This is a genomic window from Pseudoalteromonas sp. RWi3, from assembly GCF_054960735.1.
Window position 1 is genome coordinate 37,275 of sequence record NZ_JBHNYL010000001.1, and the last position, 26,027, is coordinate 63,301.

At 39.8% G+C, this 26,027-nt stretch carries 22 protein-coding genes; 7 read left to right on the forward strand and 15 right to left on the reverse strand.

The window, feature by feature from the left end:
* Nucleotide 1: 1 nt before the first annotated feature.
* Entirely contained in the window at nt 2-1,018 is a 1,017-nt protein-coding gene (locus ACFI4Z_RS00150) for an efflux RND transporter periplasmic adaptor subunit (protein WP_462668824.1), read from the reverse strand.
* 219 nt (nt 1,019-1,237) lie between these two features.
* Here ACFI4Z_RS00150 and ACFI4Z_RS00155 point away from each other — a divergent pair, with 219 nt between their 5' ends.
* Nucleotides 1,238-2,053 carry a UDP-2,3-diacylglucosamine diphosphatase gene (locus tag ACFI4Z_RS00155; protein ID WP_462668825.1) on the forward strand — a complete coding sequence of 272 codons (816 nt, stop codon included), beginning with the start codon at nt 1,238-1,240 and terminating at the stop codon, nt 2,051-2,053.
* A gap of 374 nt (nt 2,054-2,427) precedes the next feature.
* Here the strand turns inward: ACFI4Z_RS00155 and ACFI4Z_RS00160 are convergent, their stop codons facing one another.
* The 3 genes from ACFI4Z_RS00160 to ACFI4Z_RS00170 are packed head-to-tail and all read right to left on the reverse strand — an operon-like array spanning nt 2,428 to nt 5,226.
* Nucleotides 2,428-3,636, reverse strand: coding sequence for an ABC transporter permease (locus tag ACFI4Z_RS00160; RefSeq protein ID WP_462668826.1), 1,209 nt, complete (start codon nt 3,634-3,636; stop codon nt 2,428-2,430).
* Entirely contained in the window at nt 3,629-4,417 is a 789-nt protein-coding gene (locus tag ACFI4Z_RS00165) for an ABC transporter ATP-binding protein (RefSeq protein WP_462668827.1), read from the reverse strand. Before ACFI4Z_RS00165 ends, ACFI4Z_RS00160 begins: the two co-directional genes overlap by 8 nt.
* Nucleotides 4,417-5,226, reverse strand: a complete 810-nt coding sequence (locus ACFI4Z_RS00170; RefSeq protein WP_462668828.1) for a DUF3025 domain-containing protein — start codon at nt 5,224-5,226, stop codon at nt 4,417-4,419. The genes ACFI4Z_RS00165 and ACFI4Z_RS00170 overlap by 1 nt, the downstream gene beginning before the upstream one ends.
* 107 nt (nt 5,227-5,333) lie before the next feature.
* Between ACFI4Z_RS00170 and ACFI4Z_RS00175 the strand changes: the two genes are divergently transcribed.
* Together ACFI4Z_RS00175 and ACFI4Z_RS00180 are read left to right on the forward strand one after the other, a co-directional pair.
* Entirely contained in the window at nt 5,334-6,962 is a 1,629-nt protein-coding gene (locus ACFI4Z_RS00175) for a M28 family peptidase (protein ID WP_462668829.1), read from the forward strand.
* Nucleotides 6,963-7,022: 60 nt separating this feature from the next.
* The gene (locus tag ACFI4Z_RS00180) at nt 7,023-8,195 is read left to right on the forward strand and encodes a putative manganese transporter (protein WP_462668830.1); all 1,173 of its coding nucleotides are present in this window, start codon (nt 7,023-7,025) and stop codon (nt 8,193-8,195) included.
* Between the two features lie 39 nt (nt 8,196-8,234).
* Here the strand turns inward: ACFI4Z_RS00180 and ACFI4Z_RS00185 are convergent, their stop codons facing one another.
* The 3 genes from ACFI4Z_RS00185 to ACFI4Z_RS00195 are packed head-to-tail and all read right to left on the reverse strand — an operon-like array spanning nt 8,235 to nt 11,374.
* On the reverse strand, nt 8,235-9,479 hold the full coding sequence (locus ACFI4Z_RS00185; RefSeq protein ID WP_462668831.1) for a lipoprotein-releasing ABC transporter permease subunit: 1,245 nt from the start codon (nt 9,477-9,479) through the stop codon (nt 8,235-8,237).
* Nucleotides 9,469-10,167 carry a lipoprotein-releasing ABC transporter ATP-binding protein LolD gene (gene lolD, locus ACFI4Z_RS00190; RefSeq protein WP_462668832.1) on the reverse strand — a complete coding sequence of 233 codons (699 nt, stop codon included), beginning with the start codon at nt 10,165-10,167 and terminating at the stop codon, nt 9,469-9,471. Before lolD ends, ACFI4Z_RS00185 begins: the two co-directional genes overlap by 11 nt.
* Nucleotides 10,160-11,374: a lipoprotein-releasing ABC transporter permease subunit gene (locus ACFI4Z_RS00195; RefSeq protein ID WP_462668833.1), complete on the reverse strand. Its 1,215-nt coding sequence runs from the start codon at nt 11,372-11,374 to the stop codon at nt 10,160-10,162. The genes lolD and ACFI4Z_RS00195 overlap by 8 nt, the downstream gene beginning before the upstream one ends.
* Nucleotides 11,375-11,529: 155 nt before the next feature.
* Between ACFI4Z_RS00195 and ACFI4Z_RS00200 the strand changes: the two genes are divergently transcribed.
* Nucleotides 11,530-13,197 (forward strand): SulP family inorganic anion transporter, encoded by a 1,668-nt coding sequence (locus ACFI4Z_RS00200; protein WP_462669349.1) that lies wholly within the window; start codon nt 11,530-11,532, stop codon nt 13,195-13,197.
* Here the strand turns inward: ACFI4Z_RS00200 and ACFI4Z_RS00205 are convergent.
* Nucleotides 13,194-14,063 (reverse strand): LysR substrate-binding domain-containing protein, encoded by an 870-nt coding sequence (locus ACFI4Z_RS00205; RefSeq protein WP_462668834.1) that lies wholly within the window; start codon nt 14,061-14,063, stop codon nt 13,194-13,196. The genes ACFI4Z_RS00200 and ACFI4Z_RS00205 overlap by 4 nt on opposite strands.
* 117 nt (nt 14,064-14,180) lie before the next feature.
* Here ACFI4Z_RS00205 and ACFI4Z_RS00210 point away from each other — a divergent pair, with 117 nt between their 5' ends.
* Together ACFI4Z_RS00210 and fghA are read left to right on the forward strand one after the other, a co-directional pair.
* Nucleotides 14,181-15,302 carry an S-(hydroxymethyl)glutathione dehydrogenase/class III alcohol dehydrogenase gene (locus tag ACFI4Z_RS00210; protein ID WP_462668835.1) on the forward strand — a complete coding sequence of 374 codons (1,122 nt, stop codon included), beginning with the start codon at nt 14,181-14,183 and terminating at the stop codon, nt 15,300-15,302.
* A 55-nt stretch (nt 15,303-15,357) separates the two neighbouring features.
* Nucleotides 15,358-16,200: an S-formylglutathione hydrolase gene (gene fghA, locus ACFI4Z_RS00215; RefSeq protein WP_462668836.1), complete on the forward strand. Its 843-nt coding sequence runs from the start codon at nt 15,358-15,360 to the stop codon at nt 16,198-16,200.
* Here the strand turns inward: fghA and ACFI4Z_RS00220 are convergent.
* Entirely contained in the window at nt 16,154-16,534 is a 381-nt protein-coding gene (locus tag ACFI4Z_RS00220) for a hypothetical protein (RefSeq protein WP_462668837.1), read from the reverse strand. The genes fghA and ACFI4Z_RS00220 overlap by 47 nt on opposite strands.
* Nucleotides 16,535-16,783: 249 nt before the next feature.
* On the opposite strand from ACFI4Z_RS00220, the gene ACFI4Z_RS00225 reads away from it, so the two are divergent.
* The gene (locus ACFI4Z_RS00225; protein ID WP_462669350.1) at nt 16,784-17,212 is read left to right on the forward strand and encodes an MgtC/SapB family protein; all 429 of its coding nucleotides are present in this window, start codon (nt 16,784-16,786) and stop codon (nt 17,210-17,212) included.
* 35 nt (nt 17,213-17,247) lie between these two features.
* Here ACFI4Z_RS00225 and ACFI4Z_RS00230 read toward each other — a convergent pair whose 3' ends face one another.
* The 6 genes from ACFI4Z_RS00230 to ACFI4Z_RS00255 form a co-directional block, all read right to left on the reverse strand.
* On the reverse strand, nt 17,248-18,846 hold the full coding sequence (locus ACFI4Z_RS00230; protein ID WP_462668838.1) for an ABC-F family ATPase: 1,599 nt from the start codon (nt 18,844-18,846) through the stop codon (nt 17,248-17,250).
* Nucleotides 18,847-19,130: 284 nt separating this feature from the next.
* A complete protein-coding gene (locus ACFI4Z_RS00235) occupies nt 19,131-20,687 on the reverse strand; it encodes a SulP family inorganic anion transporter (RefSeq protein WP_462668839.1) in 1,557 nt (518 codons plus the stop codon).
* A gap of 153 nt (nt 20,688-20,840) precedes the next feature.
* Nucleotides 20,841-21,299 (reverse strand): Lrp/AsnC family transcriptional regulator, encoded by a 459-nt coding sequence (locus tag ACFI4Z_RS00240; RefSeq protein WP_058558840.1) that lies wholly within the window; start codon nt 21,297-21,299, stop codon nt 20,841-20,843.
* Nucleotides 21,300-21,388: 89 nt separating this feature from the next.
* Nucleotides 21,389-22,030: an MBL fold metallo-hydrolase gene (locus ACFI4Z_RS00245; protein WP_462668840.1), complete on the reverse strand. Its 642-nt coding sequence runs from the start codon at nt 22,028-22,030 to the stop codon at nt 21,389-21,391.
* On the reverse strand, nt 22,030-23,835 hold the full coding sequence (locus ACFI4Z_RS00250; protein WP_462668841.1) for a M14 family metallopeptidase: 1,806 nt from the start codon (nt 23,833-23,835) through the stop codon (nt 22,030-22,032). Before ACFI4Z_RS00250 ends, ACFI4Z_RS00245 begins: the two co-directional genes overlap by 1 nt.
* 170 nt (nt 23,836-24,005) lie before the next feature.
* Complete coding sequence (locus ACFI4Z_RS00255) at nt 24,006-25,904, reverse strand: beta-ketoacyl synthase (RefSeq protein ID WP_462668842.1); 1,899 nt, start codon at nt 25,902-25,904, stop codon at nt 24,006-24,008.
* Nucleotides 25,905-26,027: the final 123 nt, after the last annotated feature.

Genomic DNA, 26,027 nt, shown 5'->3' on the forward strand with positions numbered 1-26,027 from the left:
CCTACTCCTTAGCGCTTACTATAGGTGATAAAAAAGTGAGCTCTTGCTGTGGACGCAGTCTTTGCACACCTTCTACAACCAAGGTGTCATTTTCATCCAGGCCACCTGACACTAACAACCTACCTGCAAGGCGTTGCTGTATTTTAACATCGACTCGGGTTGCTTTATTGTCCTTACTAACCCATACATAAGGACCGGTCGCGCCCCAGAGTAATGCAGCTTCAGGTACTGCTGCATAATTATTACCTAAAACTTCAATGTAAACTCTAAAACTCATTCCTGGAATGTAAGCATTATTATCGTTATTTAACTTAGCTTTTACACGCATGGTACGTGATTGCGGGTTAATTCTTGAATCTAGGTACGCAATTTCAGCATTGACCTTTTTACTACCTTGCCACGGGATAACCGATACACTGGCGTCATTACGTAACATTTGAATTGCAGATTCAGGGGCATCAAAATTAATATATAGAGATTGTGTGTCATCAATACTTGCAATAGCGGTTTGTGACGTGATTCTATCTCCCACTTCAATATCAGTCAGTCCCATCACACCGTCAAATGGCGCTCTAACTTGCCTATCTTCGTACTCTGTCTCAGCTTGAGTTAAGGTAACTTTAGCAAGCTGTGTCACAGTTTTAGCATCATCTAAATCGCTTTGCGGAACAGCGCCTTTAGCGTGGCTTTGCATTAAGCGCTTTTGAATTCTCTGGCTGTCAGCTAATTTGATTTTAGCCTCTTCAAGTGCCGCTTTTTGTCTGCGAGAATCAAGCTCCAACAATACTTGGCCTGCTGTTACTTTATCACCCGGCTTAAAATGCACCGCAGTCACACGGTCCCCTACGGCCGGGTATAAAATGACAGAGCGGATTGCTTCTGTATTACCCACAGCCTGAACCTGTTCTTTTGCACGTTCCATTTCAACCGCTTTAACGATGACATTGGCAGCTACAGCGTGCTTGCTCAGGCTACTTAAAATACCAATAAGAATGAATAAAAGAACACGATGTTTCAAAGTAATACCTAATTAATAATTATTTTCATTATGGTACGCAGTGTAACAGCTAATTGATCAATAAAAAGGCGAGTACGATTAACTGGCTAAACAATAAGATGAATGTGTTCTGATTATGAGTAAATTAGTTATTTTATGTCATGCATAGTTATTAAAAGTGTCGTTTTAACGTCATGATATTTATTTAACGTGGTAATTATTACACCGCGAGTAACTGAAATGGATAAAAAAGAAAATACGTCAAATGTGTATTACCCTGCAGTATGGATATCGGATGTACACCTAGGTTATAAAGATTGCCAAGCCAATTACCTATTAGACTTTTTAAACCGAATCGATTGTGGCACGCTTTATTTAGTCGGTGATATTGTTGATTTATGGTCAATGAAACGACAGTTTTATTGGCACCAAAGTCACTATGAAGTATTAGCGTACATTCAACGTAAAGCCCAATCGGGTACACGCGTGATTTATATACCCGGTAATCATGATGAAACTTTTCGTTATTATGTCAACAACACATTATTTGGTGTAGAAGTTCATCAGCAATTTATTCACACCACAGCGGCAAACAAACGCTTTCTACTGCTCCATGGTGATGATTTTGATTCTGCTACACGGTATAACAAATTTATTAGCCTAGTTGGTGATGCAGGCTATGACTTACTGTTATTTTTAAACCGTTGGACTAATCGAACTCGTCGGCTATTTGGTGGACACTATTGGTCACTCGCCTCATGGATAAAGGCACGTGTCCATAAAGCTAGAGAAGCAATAGAGGCTTTTGAAAAGGCAGCGGTTCATGAAGCTAAGCGCCAAGGAGTGGATGGCATAATTTGTGGTCATATACATCACCCACAGCTGAAAGTTGTTGATGGTATTGTCTACTGTAATGATGGTGATTGGATAGAGAACTGCACCGCCCTAGTCGAAAATGATAATGGCCGAATAGAATTAATTCATTGGTCAGAAAAACAAACTGTGCTCGAATCCGCAGACATTACTGATCTACAAGATACTAAATCAGCGGCTTAGGCTCATTGTTTACTCAATTTTAAGTGGTGAGCTTACCCCACCACTTAAAATCAAATTAGAATAGGATCTGTTTATCTTTGCGGATTAAAATTTGTTCAAGCTAGGGACGGTTTAATCGCGGCGCGAGGTTTGCAACCTAGTGAACTAAGTCAAAACCGAGCAAAGCTTGCGCGTCCTGCTCACGCCCCTTACCACCATCCATGTAGGCGACAAAGCGTAAATCGGCCTTAGGCAGAACCCGAAGGGCAGCGCCTGTTTAGGGGGAATAACCACACTAAACAGACTGCTGCAAATTTAACCTTGAAAAGTAAACACACCCTAAACTTCAAATATCATCTTCGTTAGCACATAGCGATATTCGCGTTCAGCCACGGTTACCTAAACAGCACTTCTTCTTTGTTAAACCACTTAACACAAAAAGCAAGTAGCGCACCTGCCACAATAACGGTGGCTAAGAATATTAAACCCAATAATGTATAATCTATCGTTCCTTTAATGATTTCTTTTATAGCTAGCGCAACATTAGTAACAGGCACAAACGCTGTTTTTGTCGTAAGTTCTACATTTGGTAATAAAGCAATAATGATTGGGAATATCACCCCCATTGTTAATGGTGTCATGTAGTTTTGCGCTTCTTTGAACGATCTGGCATAAATAGAGATTGCTAACGCAAGCGAGGAAAAGATAGCTGCGATAGGTAAAAGGAGTATAAATATTAATGCCAAATCAATCACTTTGAGTGAACTAAACGCCGTTTTAATGACAGCCAAATCAATAAAGGTAATTGCGATACTTATCCAAACTCCCATACTGAGCACGGTTATTGTGGTGGTCGCTATAGATGCAGCCAATAAAGTAACAAACTTACCTAGCACAAGCTGAGTGCGTGTAATTGGGGTAAGTAATAGAGTTTCTAATGTACCCCGCTCCTTTTCGCCTGCACCTAAATCAATAGCCGGGTACGTCGCACCCATTAATACTAAAGGAATGAGTAAATAAGGTATAAATCCGCCTATCTTTTCACCTAGATTCTCACGTTTATCTGCGGTATCAACTTTAACAACTTCAATGGGGTTTAAAACCGCAGCCTGTTGTTCTTCACTAATACCAAATGATAAAAGCTTTTGCTGTTGAAGCTTATTGCCAAAATCATTTGCCAGCTCTGACACTCTATCAAACAAAAAATTGATGGCTTTTGCATCATTGTAAACGACTTCCCATTTACTTTGCTTAGACTCATCTAAGGCTTTTTTAGCATCAGTGGGAAGGTATATACCCATGTCAATAGTACCCGCTTTTACAGCTGCTGTTAGGTCTTCAACACTAGTAAAGGTTTCTTCACCTTTATAAAGCTCAAAGCTTTTATGGTAAAACACTTTATCTGTGAATTCTTGTGCGTAATGACCGTTTATAATTGCGTAGGTGTGAACTTTTTGTTCAGCCTCAAGCGCAGCTTGTGAGCTCATAAACGCCATAACACCAAACAAAAGCGGGAAAATAAGCACCGGGAGTGCCACGATAAATATAAGTGTTTTTTTATCGCGTAAAAGCTCTCTAAGTTCCTTTTTAAATACTTCAAACATCTGCTTGCTCCATTAAAATATTCATAAATGCTTGATTGAGCTCATCACTTTTACCTGCCTGCTTAAATTCTTCCAAACTACCATCAAAGCAACTTACACCTTCGTTAATTACCGCGACACGATCGCAAAGCAACGCAACTTCATCTAAGTGGTGGGTAGAGAAAATAACTGGCGTGCCTTGCTCTTTAAGTCCCTTTATAAATTTGATAACCGTTTGGGTTGTCATAATATCAAGGCCAGTTGTTGGCTCATCGAGTACTACAACCTCAGGGTGATGAACAACAGCACGAGCAATATTCGCCTTTTGCTTCATACCTGTTGATAGGTTTTCAGCGCGTTTATCAATAAAACTGTGCATATCCAGTAAATCGAATAGCTCTTCACAGCGAACTTTAATATCAGCTTTATTCATGCCATGTAACTTAGCAAAATATTCGATATTTTCTTTAACAGTCAAACGGCCATAAAGACCTGTACTACCTGACAAAAAACCTATTGATTTACGCCCTAGTAAAGGTTTTTTCACTATATCTGCATCCGCAATATGAATACTTCCTTCATCTGGCTTTAGTGCAGTTGAAATCATTCGTAAAGTAGTCGTTTTACCTGCCCCATTGGGACCTAAAAGACCGAGAACTTCACCTTTTGAACAGCTAAAACTAACGTCACGTACAGAGTGAAAGAAGTCTTTATCTTCCCGCGGGTCGACTTTATCGAGCTTATTTTTTTTGTGATCCTTGGTTAGCTTAAATTTTTTCTTAAGCCCTATGACTTCAATCATTAGCGTGTCCTTCGTTTAGGTCTAAAGTAATCAGTGTTACTGTAGAATTCACTGTTTTTATTATCATCATGCCAACCTGGTACGCCCAGTAATGGTAGAGGTGATAACAAGCTGTTATCTTGCAGACAATCTTTACTTTCAATCATCTCACAAAGCACTGTATCTAGGTACGCATATTGTGCAACTAAATCTTTACAAAATGTGTCATCTGGTACTTTTACGAATAAGGCCTTTCCTGTCAGTCCTATATACGGTTTAGTAAGCATTTCATAATTAGCGTGACCAAACATAAATGGAGAAATACTTTTCCCCCACTCATCTCTTAAATCAACGAATGCTTCTTGCCACTGATGATTACGTAAACGTATTGGCCAACTATCATCAGTGACTGCCAGAATAACGCCACATTCATCAAAAAGCGTTAACGCGTTACGGTGCTTACTTCTTTGTTTTGTACCATGCAATTTTATCTCTTGCACATGACGTTTATTTAACAATGACTTAGTTTTAGGAAATAAACACCAGATAAAACCACCGAATAAGTCATGCCAATTTTTTTGTCTAGTAGGGACTAAACCCGTATCGAAAATTATTTGCTCATAGTACCGCTCTTCTTCACTAAAGGAATCATCCTCTTTAAAAACGATCGGTCTATTATTGGCATTTGTTGCATTCAAAAAACCATCAAACCAACTACAACTAGGCCAATCTAATTGTTCATTTAATTTAAACAACTTATTGAGATGATCAAACGCACCTGAGCTGACTAATTCATAATGCCATTGCTCATAAGGGGTAAACCGCTTCATGAGTACCTTTTGCTTTACAACTATGTTTATTCAGTTTACCGCAAAAACTGGTTCTCTTTAATAGTTCTTCATATACTGGAGAAACTTAAAACAAAAAAAGAGTGACTATGAATCGTTATTTTTCTCTTACATTGCTTGCAAGTGCTGTGCTTGCAGGGTGTGCAACAACAAGTCTCACTTCTGAAGATGTTGAAAAAGGCTATCAATCAATCAATGCGGAACAATTAGCTGAGCATGTTAAAGTATTGGCATCAGATGAGTTTGGTGGCAGAGCCCCTTCTTCTAAAGGTGAAGAACTGACGCTTGCTTATTTAACTGACCAATTTAAAAAAGTTGGTTTTGAACCAGGTAACGGCGATAGCTTTTTACAAGAAGTACCGTTAGTTTCACTTGAAGCTGACTCTGACATGGTTTTAACCATTGGTGGCAAAGACTACCAGTATAAAAAAGACATGGTAATGGGCAGTAGCCGTATCAGCGAAAGTGAAGGAATCAAAGATTCTGAACTTGTGTTCGTAGGTTATGGTGTAAATGCACCAGAATACGACTGGAATGATTATGAAGGCCTGGATGTAACAGGTAAAACAGTTGTAATGCTGGTTAATGATCCTGGTTTTGCTACTAAAGACCCTGCTTTGTTCACCGGTGATGCAATGACCTATTATGGTCGTTGGACATACAAGTATGAAGAAGCGAGCCGTCAAGGTGCTGCTGGTGCAATTATAATCCATGAAACTGCGCCAGCCTCTTACCCTTGGTCTGTTGTTGAAAATTCTTGGAGTGGTGAGCAGTTTGGATTCCAAAAAGAAAATAACAACATGGACCGTGTAGCTGTTGAAGGTTGGGTCACGACAGACGTAGCAAAAGAGCTGTTTGCTAAGGCCGGTCTTGATTTTGATAGTGCTAAAGCGAATGCAGCTAAAGGGGCTTATCACGTAGACATGGGTGATTTAACAGCATCTGTTGCGGTTAAAAACACCATTAAAACCTCGATTTCATATAATTTTATCGCTACTTTACCTGGCAGCGAAAAGCCGGATGAGCATATTATCTATTCTGCTCACTGGGACCACCTTGGCACTGATAAAAACCGTAAAGGGGATCAAATTTATAACGGCGCTCACGATAATGCGACCGGAACAGGCGGCATGATTGAAGTAGCCGAAGCATTTTCAATGTTGCCTAAAAACCCTAGCCGTTCAATTACCTTTTTAGCCGTTACGGCTGAGGAACAAGGTCTTTTAGGCTCGAAGTATTACGCAGCTAACCCTGTAATACCAGCTACAAAAACAGTGGCTAATATCAATATGGATAGCTTAAATTTATTAGGAAAAGTAAAAGATATCAGTGTTGTTGGTATCGGAAAGTCTGAAATGGACGTACTTTTAGAAAACGCAGCTAAAAAACAAGGCCGTGTTGTATCGGGCGATCCTAAACCATCATCGGGTGGATATTACCGCTCTGATCACTTTGCTTTTGCAAACATGGGTGTACCTGCCATGTATGCTGGTGGAGGGAGCGAAGCGTTTGACGAAGAAACAGCAAATTATCGTAAACGTATGAGCTTGGTTTTACGTGGTTGTTACCATCAACCTTGTGATAGGTACCGCGATGAGTGGGATTTATCGGGTGCAGTTCAAGACTTACAATTGTTCTATCAAGTAGGCTTTGATATCTCTGAACAGCCTCAATGGCCTAAATGGAATGAAACATCTGAGTTCCAAAGAACTAAATGATATTGATTTTTATTTAGATTAATTATAAAGTGCAACCTACAGAATTTTTAGGTTGCACTTATGATTACCCACACACTGCCAAAGATTATTACTTCTCTTAATAGACAACCTATCTTTTCAAACAAACGTTTTGTACTGCCGATCATTTTATTGATTTGTTTGCTTTACCCTCCTCTTCGCAACATATCAATGGCAGCAATGAGCGATGCTTTTTTCCAAGTAAGTGTATTTGTTGCGGCAACTTTGTTTATTTATTATTTTGCGATCGAAAAACTACCACAACTGGAACTTGCTTACTTAAACGCAAAATCCCCCTTGTTAGAACTTAGCTTTGCAGCTTTTCTAGGCGCATTACCTGGGTGTGGAGGTGCAATTATAGTGGTGACACAGTTTACTAAAGGACAAGCCAGTTTTGGCTCCGTAGTCGCAGTTTTGACTGCTACTATGGGAGATGCGGCATTTTTATTAATAGCCACACACCCATTGGATGGACTCAAAATGATGTGTATCGGCTTGATTGTTGGTGTATTAAGTGGCTATTTAGTCAACATTATACACAAACGCGATTTTTTAGTGCCGCCAGTAAAACAATCTCAGCAGACATGTAATTTACAGTACAACAAGGCAATTGTATTTAGTAAGTCTGTCTGGAAAGTCACTTTGCTGCCCAGCATTATTATTGCGCTGCTTATGGCGTTCAATATCGATTTGAATCAATTTGGTATAACAGCTAACGACGCAATAACCGCTTTTGGAGCTGGCATGGCTTTATTTGCAGTAGTCACTTGGGCTTTGTCATCCAAAGGAAAAAGTTATCAACAAATAACCAGCGAAGAAGAATCTCCAAAGCCTCCTTCTAAGCTCTACAAAGTATTGCAAGATACTCACTTTGTCACAGCGTGGGTTGTTGCCTCATTTATGCTATTTGAAATACTGTTAGAGTTTACAGGTATTGAATTAAAAGAGTGGTTTTTACACTTTGCCTATTTAGCCCCTTTGATTGCAGTAATCATTGGTTTTTTACCTGGTTGTGGGCCGCAAATAGTGGTTACAACATTGTATATACAAGGTATTATTCCATTTAGCGCACTAGCAGCTAATGCTATATCAAACGATGGAGATGCGCTTTTTCCAGCAATAGCAATGGCACCTAAGGCTGCATTTATTGCAACACTGTACTCTGCTATACCCGCTTTATTTATCGGGTATGGATTGTACTTTTATGGCATGTAAGGCCTAAACAAAACAGCATAGGCGTTCAGTGTCGAAATATCAGTTACCCAACACTTTTGCAGGGTCAACTCTTGTCGCTTGCCAGGCAGGATAAATCGTGGCTAAAACAGCCAGTGCAAAAGTGACAATAATTGTAACTATAATATCTTGCCAGACTAATTTACTGGGTAAAAACTCTATAAAATACACACCTTGTAAAGGATTAGCCCCTGCTAGTTGGCTTAGCCAAGTAAACAAACTGCTAATATTAAGTGCTAAAAATATCCCTATAACACTGCCCAAAACAACACCTACAAAAGCTTGTGTCAGCCCTTGCATTACAAAGGTAGCTAAAATAGTGCTGTCTTTAGCACCCATGGTTTTAAGTATTGCTATGTTAGATTGTTTTTCGCGTACTTCCATGACTAATGAAGAGACAATATTAAAGCTAGCTACAGCAATAATAAGAAATACAACAATGTAGACAATGGTACGCACCATTTGAATATCTTGATACAAGCTTCCTTGCGTCCTAAACCAGCTAGAAATATACACATAGTCCGGAATGGTTTGCCCTACTCGTAAGGCAATTTGATGAGCATAAAACACATCATTGACTTGCAGTCTCAATCCAGTGACCTGTTGTTTATCAAAGCCCAATAAGCCCTGTGCTTTTTCAAGGTGAATAAATGCTGCTGAACTGTCTATTGGACCACCCATTTTGACGATACCAGCAAGTGTTAATGTTGCACGCTTAGGAGCTAGAATATCATTACTTGTTTGATTTACTTGTGGGATCAACAGTGTGACAGAGTCACCACGCTGTAACGCCAGTTGTTCAACAATTTGTGAGCCAAGAATGACTTCTTCGGTACTTATTTGATCAATGAGTTTACCTTCGATGAACTGGTTTATTGAAGAAACGTTTTTTTCAAGCTCAGGACTTACTCCCCGAACCTCAACCGCCTTTAATTCACTTTTGTACTGCGCCATGCCATTTACACTAATGAAAGGAGCGGCACCGGTAACACCTGCTTGTTTTTGTAAGTTTTCAACTTTACTTGACCACTGCTCAATAGGTCGACTCGGCGCAACATATTCAACTTGCGGCACTACACTCAATAAGCGGTGAACTAACTGTTGCTCAAAGCCATTTATGACAGACAACGCAACGATTAACACTGCCACACCCAGTAAAATACCAATGGTAGAAGCTTTAGCAATAAATGTGACAAAGCCATTTTGTCGTTCACCGACACCTGCTTGCGTTCTAAATCGTTTACTTAAGTATGCACTAAGCAACATGGCTACTCTCTTTTATCGCTATTTTACCTTCGTCTAAATAGGCAATCTTGCCAAGCTTGTCAGCTAGTTCTAAATCGTGTGTAACGACAACAAAGCTTGTATTGAGCGTGCTATTGAGCTCTTTAATTAAATCGTAAATCTTAATCGCATTTTGTTTATCAAGGTTCCCCGTAGGCTCATCTGCCAACACCAATGCAGGGTTAGTTACCAATGCACGCGCGATTGCAACCCGCTGTCTTTCTCCGCCTGAAAGCGCGGAGGGTTTGTGCAAGCTACGATGTGATAATCCAACTTTTTCCAACATGGCGAGTGCTTGCGTATTAGCATTTTTTGCACTGTGGCCTTTTATTAACAGTGGCATGGCGACATTTTCTACTGCATTAAATTCCATTAACAAATGATGAAATTGATAAATGAAACCTAAATTTTCGTTCCTAAACTTAGCCTGCTCTTTTCTTGAAAGATCAGCAACGCGTTGCCCTTTAATTTTTGCAATACCATCAGTTTGGCCATCCAAAGTTCCAAGGATATGCAGTAACGTGCTCTTCCCAGAGCCTGAGCTGCCTACTATTGCAAGCATTTCACCTTGAGTAAGCCTTAGGTTAACGCCTTTTAAGACTTCCACTTGGCTCTCACCATCTTGATAAGATTTACTTAATTTTTCACACTCAATCACAAAATCATTCATAACGTAGTACCTCTGCTGGGCTTACCTTGGCGGCCTTCATTGCCGGGTATAAAGTCGCTAAAAAACTCATAACAATACTACCCAGTGCAATCATTATTAAACTCGAAACATCAAAGATGACGGGTAATCGAATACCAGTAAGTACATTTAATCCAATAGCAGATAATATCTCGTTTATATTTGCACTGAGTAATATTCCCAGTACGGCTCCTATACTGGTACCTATAAGCCCGTTGTATAGTCCTTGAATCATAAATACATGTTGAACTTGGTTAGGTGTTAAACCTAATGTCTGTAAAATCGCCACTTCACTTTGCTTTTCACTCACCATCATAGTTAAGGCAGAGACGATATTAAACACAGCCACTAATACAATTAGCGCCAGCAACATAGACATAATGCGCTTTTCCATTGCCACAGCAGCAAATAATGTCCCTTGAGATTGGCGCCAATCGGTTATTTTATTGTCTTTAAACAAGTTGGTACTTTCAGTGAAGTCATCAATTAAAAAAGGGTCTTTTAATGAAATACTTAAATTAGGAGCAACTGAATTTGCTTGTTTTAGAACACGTTGTAAAGATTCGCCGCTGGTAAACGCAAGGCCCATATCAATTTCAGACCCCGTCTCGTATATGGCGGCCACTGTAAATAAACGCTGGCTTGGTACACGTCCAAGTGGTGTGTATGTGCTAGCATTGGGCATGATCACACGCAATTTATTACCCAAAGAAATACCTAATTTGCGTGCTAGATAGCGACTAACCGCAATATTATAGCGAACAGATAAAACTTGTTCCCATTGCCCCTGTACAATTTTGTCGCTGATTTTGTAGAGCGAGGCATTATCGTCGTAAAGACCCTGTAATAAAACACCATGTAAATCTTTGTTGGTTTGCAATATTGCTTCACCGTGGCGATATAAACTGACGTTTTTAACAAATTTGGATGACAAAATGTCAGCCTGTAAGCGTTGTATTTGGTCGTGTGTTTTGTCATCTGATGACACTTCAATATGAGGTATTAGGCCCAGCATATTTGATTTTAAATTATTTTCAAAACCATTCATAACAGAGCTAACGGTATAAAGAGCCATTAAACCAATTGCAATGCCGGCAATAGAAAAAAACGAAATAAATGAGATAAACGCGTTCCCTTTGGAGGAGCGACTATATCTGAGCCCAATAAATAGGCTAACAGGTTGAAACATAAGTTATAGAGACACACGTAATGCTAATAGAGCGGCCATACTAGCAAATTCAATTTTATTTGGGTATGAACAAAAGTGTAAAAAATAATTAAAAATCTGATACTTGATTAAGTCATTTTGGGTTAAAATGCGCCAAATATCTAGATGAGGGCCCAATTTTGTCTTTACAGCGATTTAAACATGTCAATTTAAAGGGTGATTTATTCGGGGGTGTTACAACCGCGATTATATCATTGCCACTTGCACTTGCGTTTGGGGTTGCATCGGGTGCGGGTGCTGAAGCAGGTATGTGGGGCGCTATTTTAGTTGGTTTGTTTGCCGCATTGTTTGGCGGCTCTACTTCATTAATTTCTGAGCCCACCGGGCCTATGACTGTCATCATGACCGCTATTCTCACAACCATGTTAGCAAGCTACCCTGAACAAGGTTTAGCGATGGGCTTTACCGTCGTAATGATGGCTGGCGCGTTTCAGATAATGTTGGGTACGCTAAAGCTCGGTAAATACATAACACTCATGCCATACAGTGTTATTTCTGGGTTTATGTCTGGTATTGGTGTTATTTTAATCATTTTACAACTTGCGCCATTATTGGGACACTCATCTCCAGGGGGGGGCGTAATTGGTACATTGTCAGCATTACCCGAATTAATTACGTCGTTACATTTTTCTGAATTATTTTTAGGCTTGTGTACGTTAGGGATTTTGTTTTACCTGCCACAAAAATACCGCCAATATGTCCCTGCTCAATTGGTAGCACTTGTTGCTGTTACATTAGTTTCAATTATATTTTTTACCAGCGAAGATATTCGCCGTATTGGCGAAATACCTAGCGGTTTACCAAGCTTTATTTTCCCAACTTTTTCAGCGGATTTGTTCACTGAAATGGTTATTGATGCATTAGTATTAGGTACTTTAGGCTGCATAGACACGTTGCTAACGGCTGTTATTGGCGACAGTTTAACGCGAACAGAGCATGACTCAGATAAAGAGCTACGGGGCCAAGGCATCGCAAATATGGTCGCGGGTTTGTTTGGCGCACTGCCCGGCGCAGGCGCGACTATGGGTACTGTGGTAAATGTTCAAGTTGGCGCCCGTTCGCCACTTGCTGGCATTTTGCGGGCTGTCATTTTAATGGCTGTCGTATTTGTAGCAGGTAGCTTAACAGAGCCCATTCCCATGGCGGTATTAGCTGGTATTGCGGTGTATGTTGGTATAAATATTCTTGATTGGAGTTTTATTCAACGCGCGCACAAACTCAGTATTTTACAAATGTCGATTATGTATGGCGTGATGATGCTCACAGTATTCGTCGATTTGATTGTTGCGGTGGGTTTGGGTGTTTTCATATCAAACATCATTGTGATAGAACGATTAAGCCGAGAACAAGCAAAGCATGTAAAAGCAATCAGTGATGCAGATGACGATGACGTGCCGCTAACAGATGATGAAAGAGCGTTATTAGACCAAGCACAAGGCAAGTTATTATTCTTTTATTTATCTGGCCCAATGATATTCAGTGTTTCTAAAGCAATTGCGCGACAGCATCGCCATATCGGTGAATACCAATCAATGTTACTTGATTTATCTGGGGTGCAGATGCTCGACGTAACTGTTTCTTTGGCAATAGAAAATGCAATTACAGATGCAATTGAAGCTAATTGTGACGTGTATATCTATTCACCAAATAGTGAAACAAGTGATCAATTAAAACGTCTTAGAATTAAAGATAAATTGCCCACTGACTCGTTCTGTGAAAGCCGTATCGAAGCACTCAATAAAGCACTTAAAAGAATGGATGAAAACACCGCTGAAATGATTTAATTGAGTGCATCTGCTAAATGATCAAGTAATGCTTTTACATTCGTTGCTACAAATTGCCGAGGTGGGTATACACCCCATACCCCCTCGGGTTTTGGCTGATAATGAGTCAGTATGGGCACTAAACTACCCGCCTCTAAATCTTTCTCTATATAATAGTTAGGTAGTTGTACAATACCTAACCCCTTTTTTGCAGCATCAACCAGTGCCCAACCACTATTGCATTGAAGCCGCCCTGCAATTTTAATATGTTTGTCTCGTCCTTGCTCACACACTCGCCAATAACTACTATTGCCTATTAAGCATTGGTGATTATGTAACTCAGTTACTGTATGTGGCTCACCAAAGTTATTTAAGTAATCAGGCGAGCAACAAATAACAAAATGTCGCGCACTTAAACGCCGTGCTTTTAGGCTTGAATCTTTTAGATGACCAAGGCGAATCGCTAAATCAAAACCGCCCTCGACCAAATTTTCTTGTTGATTGCTTAGCGCCATAACGACTTCTACATCGGGATATTGCTGCATAAATGTATGTACTGCTGGCATGATAAATGTTTCACCGAACATCACCGGAGCAGTTAGTTTAATTTTACCCTTTGGCGTACTTTGCTGCTGTGCCAGTAAGGCAGTTGCATCATCCATAGCATGTTGTAAATGCTTAATTTGATGTAAAAACGCCTCACCTTCTTTTGTTAGAACCACACTGCGTGTTGTCCGCGTTAGCAGTTGCGAATTAAGCCGATGCTCAAGCTGCGTTACTTGGCGGCTTATATGTGCAACCGATACATTTAAACTAACAGCAGCTTTTGTGAAGCTGCCCTCTTCACCCACTGCAATAAATTCATCTATTCCTGCCCAACGACTCATTATTACCATACTGTAAAAGTGTTTTATTAAATTAAAGATTAACATTGTTTGAGAAACAAATAAAATAGCGCTATTGTTTTTATATCATTTTGTATCTAACAAGAAGAGAATCACACTATGTCAGAATTTATTAAATCAAAAGCCGCGGTTGCGTGGGGCCCAAAACAACCGCTCTCAATTGAAGAAGTTGACGTAATGATGCCTAAAAAAGGCGAAGTAATGGTAAAAATTACTGCTACAGGTGTTTGCCATACAGATGCTTTTACCCTATCAGGTGAAGATCCAGAAGGTATCTTCCCGGCTATTTTGGGTCATGAAGGTGCTGGTGTGGTTTATGCGGTTGGCGATGACGTTACAAGCGTTGCGGTTGGCGATCATGTTATACCGCTTTACACTGCAGAGTGTGGCGTATGTAAAATGTGTACCTCAGGAAAAACAAATTTGTGCTCCGCGGTACGCGAAACCCAAGGCAAAGGCCTTATGCCTGACGGCACAACTCGTTTCTATAAAGATGGTCAACCAATTTATCATTACATGGGCACATCTACTTTCTCTGAGTACACAGTACTACCTGAAATCTCACTCGCTAAAGTAAACAAAGAAGCGCCACTTGAAGAGGTCTGCTTGCTAGGCTGTGGCGTAACTACAGGTATGGGTGCTGTGACAAAAACAGCAAAAGTACAAGCTGGCGATACTGTAGCTATCTTTGGTTTAGGCGGGATTGGCTTGTCCGCTATCATTGGCGCAAAAATGGCAGGTGCAAGTCGAATTATTGGTATCGATATTAATACTTCTAAATTTGATCTAGCCACTAAACTAGGCGCTACTGATTTAATAAATCCAAAAGATTTTGATAAGCCTATTCAAGAAGTAATAGTAGAGATGACAGACGGCGGTGTTGATTTCTCGTTTGAGTGTATCGGCAATGTGGATGTTATGCGCTCTGCTCTTGAGTGTTGTCATAAAGGCTGGGGAGAGTCTGTGATTATCGGTGTTGCAGGGGCTGGTCAAGAAATAGCAACTCGTCCGTTCCAATTAGTTACAGGTCGAGTATGGCGCGGTAGTGCATTTGGTGGTGTAAAAGGTCGTTCTGAGTTACCTGAAATTGTAGAGCGTTACATGGCCGGTGAGTTTGCTTTAAATGACTTCATCACGCATACCATGGAACTTGACGGTATTAACGAAGCTTTTGATTTAATGCACGAAGGCAAAAGTATTCGTACTGTAATTCACTACTAATAACTTTGTAATAAAATGCCATGAACATAAGTTCATGGCATTTTGTGAGGACAACATGCTAGATAATATAACGACAGCAAAAGTCAGTGGTGGCTGGCATAAGCAATACAGCCATGAATCAACCAGTACCCATTGCAAAATGCGTTTTGCAGTATTTTTACCTCCCGGTGCCAGTCAAACTAATAAAGTGCCTGTACTTTATTGGTTATCGGGTTTGACATGTACTGATGAGAACTTTATGCAAAAAGCGGGCGTATTTAAAAAAGCAGCAGAGTTAGGCATTGCCATTGTTGCCCCTGATACCAGCCCGCGTGGGGATAATGTACCTGATGAAGACAGCTATGATTTTGGTCAGGGTGCAGGGTTTTATGTTAATGCAACACAAGCGCCCTACAATACTCACTATAATATGTACGATTACGTTGTTGAAGAGCTTCCAACGTTAATTGAACAGCACTTCCCTGTATCTGATAAAAGAGCAATAAGTGGTCATTCAATGGGCGGCCATGGTGCGTTAATGATTGCACTTCGCAACCCTGATCGTTACACCAGTGCATCTGCGTTTAGCCCTATAACAAACCCTATTAATTGTCCTTGGGGTAAAAAGGCTTTGAGTCTCTACCTCGGTGAGGACAAAAAAACATGGGCTAAATACGACACTTGTGAACTAATGAATAATGCAAAACCTGAAAACTTTGTGCCAATGCGCGTTGATCAAGGTGAAGCAGACAACTTTTTAGTTGAACAGCTAAAAATTGAAGCCTTATTCAAAAGTGTAAACGAAACGGACTACCCAGCTGAAATCAACATGCACCCAGGGTATGATCACAGTTATTATTTTATAAGTAGTTTTATTGACGAACACCTATTATTTCATCAACAGTTTTTTGTTCGTTAGTTTTTTTATCTTTTGTGAGGATGTTGGGGTCAACCTCCTCGCAGACTTTCAGTGATTTAGATACTTGCTTACACACGACATCTGGCTCATTTTGCTCAAGTATAAGACCAACTAAGTAGCTATCGACTTCAAAGCCTAAATTACTAAACGAAACTGTGTCTTCCCCTCTTATTAAATGTGTACTTTTAGGTGTTTCACTTGGGTGAGATAATGCTAGATCCGCATCATAGTTTTCATCTGCTTTACTGTAAATGCTACTATCAAGAATTACACCAGCAAAAGTACAGCCAGAAAGAGAGAAACTAATGAATAATATTATAAATGACTTAACCATCACCTGTGTTTCCTTTTTAAATGCACTAAAAGTCAATAACAAGGATTATATGCGCCCCCTAAAATATAGTAATTAAAAAAACTGTAATAAACTGTAGATGCCACATCCCTCCTTGTAAAATATACATATTTTTAGAAAACAACTCTCTTATATAATTATAATGCATTGAAAGTAAATGATATTTAATCTTGTATGTTTGGTTTGATTTTTGCTGTTCATAGTTACAGTAAAATAATTGGAATTGCTAATATGGAATTGGACTTACAGTGGAATGAAATAGTAAAGAATTTAATGCACTTGGGGATCGCCTATATTCTCTCGCTCCCGATGGCCTTTGATCGTGAAAGTTCCAACCATGGCGCGGGGCTTAGAACATTTCCGCTAGTAGCTGTAGCATCGTGTGGTTATGCATTAGTAGGCATGTCTGTATTAACATCATCCGAAGCTGAATCGAAGGTGCTAGAGGGGATTATCACCGGAATTGGCTTTATCGGGGGTGGAGCAATTTTGAAAAATAAAAATTCAACATATGGTACTGCCACAGCAGCGAGTATATGGAACATGGGGTTAATAGGTATTGCCGTTGCATTTAGCCGTTATGAAATTGCACTTTTAATGGCAATTATTAACTTTGTCACCCTAAGATACGTCAAACGGTTTAAATCATCGGCTAAGTAAAAGAGCTGGCAAATGCCAGCTCTATAACTAAAATTTTATTGCATTGACTCAGCTTGACTGGCCATAAATTCATTAAATGTACCGTGAAAATTAACTACTTTTTTATCACGAATATCAATGATGCGCGTCGCCAATGATGAGACAAACTCTCGGTCATGACTGACAAAAATGAGTGTACCTTCAAAATCTTTTAATGCATTATTGAGTGCTTCAATGGCTTCCATATCCATGTGGTTTGTGGGTTCATCCATAACCAGTACATTGACATCTTGCATCATTAATTTACCAAACAATAGACGGTTCTTCTCACCACCTGAGCAATTTTTAGCTTTTTTATTTGCATCATCTGCAGTGAATAATAAACGCCCTAACATGCCACGTACCATCAAATCATTATGCTTAGCTGTACGCCATTGTGACATCCAATCAAACAAGGTTAAGTCATTGTCAAAATCTTTGCTGCTATCTTGTGGACAGTAACCTATTGATGCATTTTCAGACCACTTAATAACACCATTATTTGGCTCAAGTTGATTAACTAGACAGCGAATAAAGGTAGATTTACCCACCCCATTCTCACCTATTATCGCAAGTTTTGATCCGGCTTCTAAAATTAACTCGCCACCTTCAAATAAAACGTCACCGTCAAACCCATGGCCAAAGTTCTCTAGAATTAATGCTTGGCGATGCATTCTTTTACCTTCATCAAAATATAGTGAAGGAGCCATACGGCTAGAAGATTTAACTTCGTCCAAGCTAATTTTATCCATGCGTTTAGCCCGTGAACTTGCCTGTTTTGCTTTTGAGGCATTTGCACCAAAGCGATTTACGAAGTCTTGTAATTCATCAATCTCTGATTGTTTTTTTGCATTTCCAGCAAGTAATTGTTCACGAATAAGTGATGAAGCTTCAATGTATTTCTCATAGTTACCTGGGTAGATTCGAAGCTCACCATAATCAATGTCAGCCATATGCGTACATACCGCGTTAAGAAAATAGCGGTCATGGGATATGATAATCATGGTGCACTTACGTTGATTAAGCTCATGCTCTAACCAATTAATCGTATGAATATCTAAGTTATTGGTAGGTTCGTCCAATAGTAGAATATCTGGGTTTGCAAATAATGCCTGAGCTAGAAGAACACGTAGCTTCCACCCTGGTGCAACCTGAGACATTAAGCCAAAGTGAAACTCTTCTTCTATTCCCGCTTTTAACAAAATATCGCCAGCGCGGCTTTCTGCACTATAGCCATCCATTTCTGCAAAGATACTTTCAAGTTCAGCAACTTTCATTCCTTCTGCTTCACTCATCTCGAGCAATGAATAGATACGATCACGCTCCTGCTTAATTTCCCAAAGAGCAACATCACCCATAATTACTGTATCAACGACAGTGAATTGCTCAAAAGCAAATTGATCTTGGCTTAAGTTACCCACTTTTAACCCAGGGGTAATAGATACATTTCCTGATGTCGGCGTTAGCGCTCCACTTAGGATTTTCATAAACGTTGATTTACCACAACCGTTTGCCCCTATCAGGCCATAACGATTTCCGTTACCAAATTTAGCGGAAATGTTTTCAAATAAAGGTTCTGCACCAAACTGCATGGTGATGTTAGCGGTAGAGATCAAGATGAATTCCTAAGCATTTAAGAGCACGTAAACTCATCGGCAAGAGAAGAGTTAATACAAGCAATATACAATATATAAAGAGGGCGCGAATTATACAGCTGTGGTGAGTAACAGTCGAGCTTTGTCGTAGTTAGTTAAGCATTTAAGATTTTATATAGCGCTTTATGCTCAGCCCAACAGATAAATTCTTATAGCAATAAAAGTTATTAAACTATTGTGTAAGAGTAATTAAATAACAAAAAAGCGAAGGCTGCCACCTTCGCTTTTTAGAATCAGCGTTTAAATTAAGCTAATTTATCAGATGCAACTTTATACGTTGGATCTTCTATAACATTCACTTCAACTAAATCACGTGCTTTATGCAATAACTGAGTACAATCCTTACTCAAATGACGTAAATGCAGCTGTTTACCCGCCTTTGTATATTTATCAGCAAGTGTATCAATTGCTTCTATAGCACTGTGATCAGCTACGCGGCTGTATTTAAATTCAATAATGACGTCTTTGGGATCATTTTTTACATCAAACAATTCTGAAAAGCCTTTAACTGAACCAAAGAATAACGGACCATGTAGTTCATACACTTTAGCACCGGATTCATCAATGTAGTTTGTAGTATAAATCTGCTTAGCATGTTGCCATGCAAATACCAGAGCAGACACGATAACACCAACACAAACCGCGATTGCCAGATCTGTAATTACAGTAACACCGGATACTAATACAATTACAAATGCATCAGACTTTGGTACGCGTTTCATCATTTTAAATGAGGCCCATTCAAATGTACCTAACACCACCATAAACATCACACCAACAAGCGCAGCAAGTGGAATCATTTCAATCAAGCCTGCGGCAAAGATAATAAAACCAAGTAACATAAGCGCAGCGGTAATACCTGATAGACGAGAACGACCACCTGAATTAATATTGATCATAGATTGACCAATCATCGCACAGCCACCCATAGCACCAAAAAAGCCACACGTTACATTTGCAGCACCTTGGCCAATACACTCTTTGTTTGAATGGCCACGTGTTTCTGTAATTTCATCAATTAAGCTTAGTGTTAACAGTGATTCAATCAAACCAATCGCAGCCAGAATTAAGGCATATGGAAAGATAATCTGAAAAGTTTCAAGGGTAAACGGTACCATAGGAACGTGAAACTCTGGTAATCCACCAGCAATGGTAGCTGCACTATCACCAGTCATATCTTTTAGAAAATCAAGTACTGTACGTGCTTCTAAATCTAATCCCATGACAATTAGCGTCACCGTAACAATAGCAACCAAGGTAGAAGGCACAGCGGTGGTTAACTTTGGTAAAAAATGAATGATAGCCATAGTCAATGCAACTAAGCCAAGCATGATCATCATTGGCTCACCTGTCATCCACTGCATTGTGCCGTCTTCACCAGGTGACTTAAACTGACCAAGCTGCGCGAGAAAGATTACTATGGCTAACCCGTTTACAAAGCCTAGCATAACGGGATGCGGTACCATTCGTATAAACTTACCAAGCTTGAAAACCCCTGCCAATATTTGCAGTATTCCCATCAGCAATACTGTTGCAAACAGGTATTCAACACCATGGTCAAGTACTAAACTTACCATTACAACAGCAAGTGCACCTGTTGCGCCTGAGATCATGCCTGGGCGACCACCAAAAATAGCGGTGATCAAGCCAACAATAAATGCTGCATATAAACCAACTAAAGGCTCTACGTTTGCTACAAATGCAAAGGCAACAGCTTCAGGTACGAGAGCTAGTGCTACCGTCAAACCTGACAATATATCGTTTTTAGCAGAGCTTGGCGCTTTGCTGAGTAAGTTAAACATTGAGTTCCTCATGGATGTAGGGATCAAAAAAAGCGCTGAATTCTAACAAATTAAGCAAAAGTTAACAATTGGTTATTCTAAATGCACTATTGAGTATAGTGCATTTAATAGGTTTGAAGCGAAAGCCAAAATCTAATATTGGAGGGAGTTAACTTACAAGGGTAAAGAAGTACTACGTTTAACACACGTCATCGTTACGTTTGAATGAACTTCTTGAACAAACTCTAAGTTCAACAGATTGTCACGAACAAACTGCTCATAACCTTCAATGCCTTTTGAGATAATACGTAACATAAAGTCCATAGTGCCCGCCATACTGTAGCATTCTGTAACTTCGTCATAGCTTAGTATTAAACGCTCAAACTCAGCAAGGTTAGTTCTACCATGATTTGAAAGACGAACATGCGCGTACACTAGCATATCAAAACCAAGCTTTTTCTCATCGAGTAAAGCTACTTTACCTTTGATATAACCATCTTGTTCTAACTTGGCAATTCTACGCCAGCACGGCGATTGCGAAAGCCCTACTTTATCAGCAATATCTGCGGTTGAAAGGCTTGCGTCTTGTTGTAATAGTGCCAAAATTTGGCGGTCAACTTGATTTAGAGACATTTTATTTCTTTATTTTTTTACTAAATTGTTTAAATTATACATCGCTTTTATAGCTGCGTCTTGTGTTTTTATGCATTTTTTATGCGTGATTAGCCAAAGTTACCGCTTATAAATGGATTCGATATGCGTTCTTGCGCTACTTTAGTGTCTGGTCCGTGCCCAGATAAAATTAGTGTTTCATCTGGTAAAGTTAATACTTGGCTTTTAATGGAATCAATTAATTGTGCAGCATCACCTTTAGGAAAGTCTGTGCGCCCTACAGAGCCTTTAAAAATAACATCCCCGACTAATACTACTTGGTGTGTTTGTTCATAAAAAATAATATGACCGGGGGTATGGCCTGGGCAATGAAGGACTGCAAAATTTAAATTACCTACTTTACAAACATCCCCATGTTTAAGCCACACATCAGGATAAAATGGCTCAATAACCTGTAAACCAAACATTTGAGCCTGCATAGGTAATGCATCAAACCAAAAGCGTTCATCTTCGTGAGGGCCTATAATATTAATCTCAAAATGCTGTGCTAATTGCTTAGCAGCACCAACATGATCAAGATGACCATGCGTAAGTAATACACCTTTTAGTTCTATATTATGGCTTTGTATTTCTTCAATTAATTTATCTACATCTCCACCTGGGTCAACTATCGCAGCGTGGCGTGTTGTCTGGCAGATTATGATACGACAATTTTGAGAAAATGCAGTAACAGGTAAAGTAATGATATCCATTATTGTGCACTTTCGACTTTCTGAGTATTGAACGACATTAGAATCGGATACTTTAAATAGGCTTGATCATAAAATGGAGTGCGTTGATATAACCAATCAAGACGCGCTTGAGCATCATTAGCAAACGAAGCGTCTTCTCTAATTTTCTTATCAAACTCAAGCGCTAATGCAGGTTTATCTTTTAGCATTTTTCTAGCATACGGGGCTAGTGCATAGTTTTCCATATACTCAGTTCGCTGAAATATAGTATTAAATTCCCCCCAAGCAAAAAACGAGTCTGGCGCTTCAGGATGTAGTAAATGCGTTGCAAGTTCACCCAGCGGTTGTGTTGTTTTAACTTTAGACCATCCGGTCATTAATTGATTATCTAAATCAAGATAATCAAATTTAGCCGTCACTCTAAACCGTCCTTCAAATGGCGCATTAGCAAATTGGTGTTGTGTTACTTTAGCAACGTGTAGATCAGTCACTACTTCACTCTGAGCCACTGTTTCAACTTCAACGCCATGCAATTTCAACTTTTCGATAATATGCGGATATGCTGGAGGTATGTAAAATGCGGCAGGAACCTTTACTGTTTTTTCAACGTCTTTTTGCCAAAATATAGGTAATGCATCGTAATGTTGTTTTTCACCAATGTATTTGACTTCAGTTTGACCACTCAGCGCGCTCTTATTTTTACTGTATTTTATGCCTTTAAACTCTAAAGTATTTGGTTCTTTGGAATAAGCACGTTTAACAATAAGTTCAGTCGGAATGAATGTGCGCTCTTTATTAACGGCTTGAGAGAGCTGTTCGCTGTGCTTTGATAAAGCGTTGATTGCTCCATCTAAAAATACATACGTTCCTAAAACACGTTGTTTGTATGGTTTTAATGAATGGTTTTCAACTAAGATTGTTGGCAAAGAACGTAAGTCCCCCCAGCCGTTGGAGTAACGTGGTGTTGCAACCCAACCAGCTAACCCTGTTTTAAATTCACGTTTATCCATAACAAATACAAGTGGCCCTGGAATGTGGCCCTGTTTTGATAATGTTTCATCAATAACTGGTTTAAAGTATTGATCAAGCGCCTCTGAAACACTTGGAGACTCACTTGCAAAAACAGGATTATAGCCATACGTAACATCATATTGGTAATCTGCACCATCAGTAACATGCACATCAACATAAAGGTCTGGAGAATATTGATTTATAATCCTCATTACACCCCGAACTTCCGGCGTATCGAGTTTAGTATAATCTCGATTTAGGTTTAAGTTATTAGCATTAGTCCTAAACCCCATTTCAACTGGTCCACGTTGATTAATGCGATTAAATTGGCTTCGACGCTCATGACCATCAACATTTAATATTGGAATAAACAAGATATTTACTTTGCTTAAGATATCACGGCGCTTTCCTGTAGCTATATCTCTGAGCAACATAAATGTTGCATCTTTACCATCGATTTCACCGGCATGAATACCCGCTTGTATAAAAATAGTCGGTTTTGAATTGTTGTTTAGCTGCTGAGCTGAAAACGAACCATCTTCGCTTGCAACAAGCATTTTTATTTCTCGTCCAGCATTACTTTTAGCAATAGTTTGCACTTGAAACTGAGTAGGGTTAGCTGCGACTAAACGATCAACAAAGGCCATTGTTTGTTCGTAATTCGGTGAATTTAACCCTTCACTGAGTTCAAAGTCTGTTGTTAAAGGACCATTAGATTGCATTAGTTGTATACTTTGGCCTTGCCATGGCAAAAGCGGGGGAAGATGACTATCTAAGGTAGCAGTGGCACTGAGCAATAGTAAGCTGGCGATCATAGGTTTCTCTAACATTAGCCTTTGTAATAGCGTGAAATTATAACAAGGAAATTGTACCGGTCGCGTAAAGTGCGGTGATTCAACAAAAAAATGCAGCCAACGACAAAGTACGATTATGTTTAGGCATTAAAAAAGGCGCTATAGAAGCGCCTTGCCACTCAAGAATGTGCTTAAAACATGTCTCGATAAGGATTAGATTTACTGAATGCAATCGCTTTTTCAAAGCCAGGAATTTGCATATCTTCGTCGGTAATAACAATTTCGTTTTCATCGATCATGCCATCACCAAAGCGATAGATAAGCTCATACTTCCCTAAATCAGCTTGCTGCTGGTACTCTGATTGAGCACTTTGAACAGACTTATTCGCTTTGGCATAATCACTCATAATTTGCTCACCATGACGTTTTGAGAGCATCTGCATAGTGACTGAGGGCGCAATCACTGTGGCTGTTGCATTATTTCCGCCAAAGCCTTTGGAGTTTATAAATGCAATATCCATGTCATCACATTTATAATGTTCAGTACGAATATCGAGTCGTTCAGCGTGCACATCATCAGCAACTTTATCAATTGTAGTGATACCCGGCATAATATTGTGACTAAACACACCAAGAGCCATGGCGAGTTGATCACCGCTTGCAGGTGCAATAGTGTGACCTACATATGCTTTAGGGGCTGCCACCTTCCAATTATCAATAGCGAATGTTTGCGCTAAACGATGGTAAATTAAAGATTCTGTCACCCGGTTTTGTGGTGTACTTGAACCATGTGCCAAAATAAAACTGCGTTTTTGTACTGACTCTTGTCCTAATATACTTGATGCAAGTGCGACAGATTTGGCCATCGTAATGTAATTACCAGGACCAGGCGCAGTAATTGACTTTTTAACACCGTCAGCATTAACAAAAACGTCTGGCACTGCACCCATGATATCTGCGCCAAGTGATAATGCTAATTCGTCATCCATTAAAATGGCGACTTGAGCACCCTCTCCTATTGTAAAACCACAGTTTTCACCAAACGGGCGGCTTGTGCGGCGATGATCAACAACGTCAGTATTGTCTAAGCGCTTTAAACCTTCTTCATTAGCTAATGCACTCATATTACCAAACCCTTCGATTATCTCAGGGGTCAGCGCACACTCAGATGAAGCCACAACAGCAACACGCGTGCGCCCTGCTTGAATATCGTTAACGGCAGCACGTAGGTTATATAAAAATGTGGCACACGCACCAGACGTGGTAAAAGTCGTTCCGACATTACCTGTGACATAGGCATTAATGAAATCTGTCGACATAGTATTTAAACCCAATGCCAACTGTTTTGTGCTAACACGCTCCCCCTGCTGACGAGATCGAATTAGGCCACCAAACCCTTCATCATTTACTTGTCCTGCAACGGAAGCTGAGTAAGTACCAATCTGATCGGGTTGCACACTATTCATAATATGCTGCCAATCAAGCCCTGTTGAACGAATGGCATCAGTAGCGGCAAAGATCGTTGCTTGTAAACCTCGTGGCTGATAACGGCTATTGTACATTGTCGCAGGATCAAAACCTGTTGGTAGTTGACCCGCAGCCTTTATCGGATTGTCACGTGTACTGTTATGTTTAACTTCTAAATCAGCGGCAATAGTTACTTTTACTTTTTTACCTTCAAGCTGCTCTACCTGCCAAGATGCAGGAACAGGCTGTGGTAAATCACGTGCGCGAGTTTCAAATACAATTTTTTCATCATTTGACACACTGAGGGTCATTTTTTGTTGCCAAGGTGTGGCATCTACATCAAAGTGATTTTTCTCAATTTTTCTGATCAATGTACCTGCAATTATTTGCTCGCCAAACGTTGACTCAATCTGAGACTTTTCAATTATGTGCCCCTGTTGATCGACTAATTGCCCTTGTTCTAATTTAACAAGGTTCATTATAGTGGCAAGGCCTAAAAATGTTTCTTGGCGTGCTTTTGCATCTAAACTGTCTAACACGATACGGCGATAACCTTGGTGAAAAGAGGTGCGGCCTGCGGCATTGATTCCGCCCATACCGACAATAACGGGTAATGCTGTCATATTTTACCTTGAAGAAAACGTGTTAATGGATATATCTTCAGTTTAGTTGGATACCCACATTTAAATTGTGCTTTAATAGCCAAATATCAGGCTTAAAATGCCAAAACAAACTGGTCGGAGCAA

Bases quoted from the DNA above. Each gene is read 5' to 3' on its own strand.
- ACFI4Z_RS00155 (WP_462668825.1), top strand. From the start codon at position 1,238: ATGGATAAAAAAGAAAATACGTCAAATGTGTATTACCCTGCAGTATGG.
- ACFI4Z_RS00160 (WP_462668826.1), bottom strand. From the start codon at position 3,636: ATGTTTGAAGTATTTAAAAAGGAACTTAGAGAGCTTTTACGCGATAAA.
- ACFI4Z_RS00165 (WP_462668827.1), bottom strand. From the start codon at position 4,417: ATGATTGAAGTCATAGGGCTTAAGAAAAAATTTAAGCTAACCAAGGAT.
- ACFI4Z_RS00170 (WP_462668828.1), bottom strand. From the start codon at position 5,226: ATGAAGCGGTTTACCCCTTATGAGCAATGGCATTATGAATTAGTCAGC.
- ACFI4Z_RS00175 (WP_462668829.1), top strand. From the start codon at position 5,334: ATGAATCGTTATTTTTCTCTTACATTGCTTGCAAGTGCTGTGCTTGCA.
- ACFI4Z_RS00180 (WP_462668830.1), top strand. From the start codon at position 7,023: ATGATTACCCACACACTGCCAAAGATTATTACTTCTCTTAATAGACAA.
- ACFI4Z_RS00185 (WP_462668831.1), bottom strand. From the start codon at position 9,479: ATGTTGCTTAGTGCATACTTAAGTAAACGATTTAGAACGCAAGCAGGT.
- lolD (WP_462668832.1), bottom strand. From the start codon at position 10,167: ATGAATGATTTTGTGATTGAGTGTGAAAAATTAAGTAAATCTTATCAA.
- ACFI4Z_RS00195 (WP_462668833.1), bottom strand. From the start codon at position 11,374: ATGTTTCAACCTGTTAGCCTATTTATTGGGCTCAGATATAGTCGCTCC.
- ACFI4Z_RS00205 (WP_462668834.1), bottom strand. From the start codon at position 14,063: ATGAGTCGTTGGGCAGGAATAGATGAATTTATTGCAGTGGGTGAAGAG.
- ACFI4Z_RS00210 (WP_462668835.1), top strand. From the start codon at position 14,181: ATGTCAGAATTTATTAAATCAAAAGCCGCGGTTGCGTGGGGCCCAAAA.
- fghA (WP_462668836.1), top strand. From the start codon at position 15,358: ATGCTAGATAATATAACGACAGCAAAAGTCAGTGGTGGCTGGCATAAG.
- ACFI4Z_RS00220 (WP_462668837.1), bottom strand. From the start codon at position 16,534: ATGGTTAAGTCATTTATAATATTATTCATTAGTTTCTCTCTTTCTGGC.
- ACFI4Z_RS00225 (WP_462669350.1), top strand. From the start codon at position 16,784: ATGGAATTGGACTTACAGTGGAATGAAATAGTAAAGAATTTAATGCAC.
- ACFI4Z_RS00235 (WP_462668839.1), bottom strand. From the start codon at position 20,687: ATGTTTAACTTACTCAGCAAAGCGCCAAGCTCTGCTAAAAACGATATA.
- ACFI4Z_RS00240 (WP_058558840.1), bottom strand. From the start codon at position 21,299: ATGTCTCTAAATCAAGTTGACCGCCAAATTTTGGCACTATTACAACAA.
- ACFI4Z_RS00245 (WP_462668840.1), bottom strand. From the start codon at position 22,030: ATGGATATCATTACTTTACCTGTTACTGCATTTTCTCAAAATTGTCGT.
- ACFI4Z_RS00250 (WP_462668841.1), bottom strand. From the start codon at position 23,835: ATGATCGCCAGCTTACTATTGCTCAGTGCCACTGCTACCTTAGATAGT.
- ACFI4Z_RS00255 (WP_462668842.1), bottom strand. From the start codon at position 25,904: ATGACAGCATTACCCGTTATTGTCGGTATGGGCGGAATCAATGCCGCA.